At 41.1% G+C, this 1,929-nt stretch carries 1 protein-coding gene and 2 pseudogenes; 1 reads left to right on the forward strand and 2 read right to left on the reverse strand.

Going from position 1 to position 1,929, the window contains the following annotated elements; genetic code table 11:
* Both L5L91_RS22505 and L5L91_RS22510 read right to left on the reverse strand, forming a co-directional pair.
* Nucleotides 1–116, reverse strand: a pseudogene (locus tag L5L91_RS22505) (IS110 family transposase); the annotation flags it as partial.
* Between the two features lie 398 nt (nucleotides 117–514).
* Nucleotides 515–1,381, reverse strand: coding sequence for an HNH endonuclease (locus L5L91_RS22510; RefSeq protein ID WP_263237818.1), 867 nt, complete (start codon nucleotides 1,379–1,381; stop codon nucleotides 515–517).
* Nucleotides 1,382–1,827: 446 nt separating this feature from the next.
* Between L5L91_RS22510 and L5L91_RS22515 the strand changes: the two are divergent.
* A pseudogene (locus L5L91_RS22515) lies at nucleotides 1,828–1,929 on the forward strand (IS110 family transposase); the annotation flags it as partial.

The raw sequence follows: 1,929 nt of genomic DNA on the forward strand, positions 1-1,929 counted from the left end.
GTCAGGAGCTGAGCACGTTTAATCGAACGGTTAAAAACACTCTTGCCTGCTTGATTAACTCCACATACTTGGAAGATATTTTTTGCGAGATCAATTCCTATTAGTGTAACTTTCATTTTGGACACCTTTTGTTGTTATTGAACGTGCAAATTCAATATGGCGTAAATGACGCCTACTTCACAAGAGGTGTCCATCCCATCATCCTTGGATGCTCGACCGCCCCGTCCATGGGGCGGACGGTCGTCTCGCCAATCACCATGGCACACCTTTCGAGCATTCGCGTAATCTGTAGATTTACAAGACATACGCAACATACTTTTGGGACAAAAGCGTGTTAGATTCCTAACTCTAATTCGTGAATTTCGGATTAAAATTTCTATGGAGATAACGCCCGCTTAAGGGGCAGCCAACGCTATCACTGACTTTCCGCATAATACTGTAATCACCCAAACCAACGCATAATAAAAATGCCGCGCGTTGGCAGTCCCTATTGAAGCGTTTGTTATAAAAACATTTATCGTCTACCAAAGTTTACTTTTACAACATTCGGATGCTCTGTCTCTTCTACTAGTGTTTTGCGTTTCCATACAGGATTTTGTTTCCACTGTATTCCACTATTTTGAATTACTACACCTCCACCACAGTGTGACGACAAGCAGCCTGTCATCTTAATTCCACCTAATTGAGAACTTATTGGTGTGAGCTCTATGCGAGTGCCGACAATAGTCATATTGACTTCAACAGCTGTGATCGGAAAAGTTATATCCTTGAATACATCAGTCTCATATCGCTGTTGCGCTTGCTCAAATGATTGAAGCTCTATAAATCGTAAATATAGATAGTCGCCATTATGATAACTAATCTCAAGCTCTTTACCTTGAGGTGGACTCCGTAAATCGAGAGGAGACCCAATGTTTTCCCACGAGTTTTCCTCAATAATTATACGTTCATCTGGCTCTAAACTTAGCATATTGACGTTTAATCGAAGATACCCATCTTCATCACGGACCAAAGAAACTAAATCGATATTATCAATTGTTATTATTTTCGGTGTCTCATAGTAGAAATTACCTCCTACTACGGCCAACAAGTCTTTACGCAACCAATCTAGATTACCTCGAACTAACTTTGCATTTGCTTTGTCTTTCTTAAGAGCATGTAGCTGTTCTATGGTATATGCGCCACCATCTGCTTTTTTATGGTGTTGAGCACATAGTGCAATCATACCTTCTGGTTCGTTATGAGGTTTGACACTAACCGGAGGATCAAAATGGTGGTACTCGAGGTAAGGGTTACCACACCCTTTGACAGGACAGCCAAATCCGACTTCAGAACGAAGTACCTTTTTCACGCTTTTAGGAATAGGTTTTCTTTCTGACATTGTTTCCAAACTCCGGAATTTACTAGTTTTTATAACGTCTTAGTATTTATGCGCTGCGCTGTTTGCAGGGCATAAATCGCTTGTTGACTAAATCTTAAATATGGCCACAGCCACATCCATGTCACTTGGTAAAAATGATGCTATAGGAATTTGCTTTTTTGCGGTAGCGGTTTTTTATACAGTTTGATGGCTAATCACTTGATATCGTTTTAGCTTTCTCATTTTTCGCGCTTATTTTTTGCTGATGAATCGCGATCTAACGACTCAAAACTCCAAGGAATACATCTCCCCTCGGAGTGGCCGCAGGGCGAATAGAGCTCTTGATTTAATAAAGAGTGCGTGAGTTCGGTCATGGATAATGGAATGGACCCATCCACTTTTAATCGGCCTCGCAATGGGCCACGATGTAGTCGCTAAAACTCATCAGAAAGAGGACGGGTCCACCTATGAAGATTACTACAATCGGTTTAGATATCGCAAAGTCTGTTTTTCATGCTGTTGGCGTCGATAAAGCGGGCAAGTTAATTAAAAAGAAAATGCTTAGACGC

It is taken from the genome of Shewanella sp. SM55, assembly GCF_025654025.1.
Classification (GTDB): domain Bacteria; phylum Pseudomonadota; class Gammaproteobacteria; order Enterobacterales; family Shewanellaceae; genus Shewanella; species Shewanella oncorhynchi.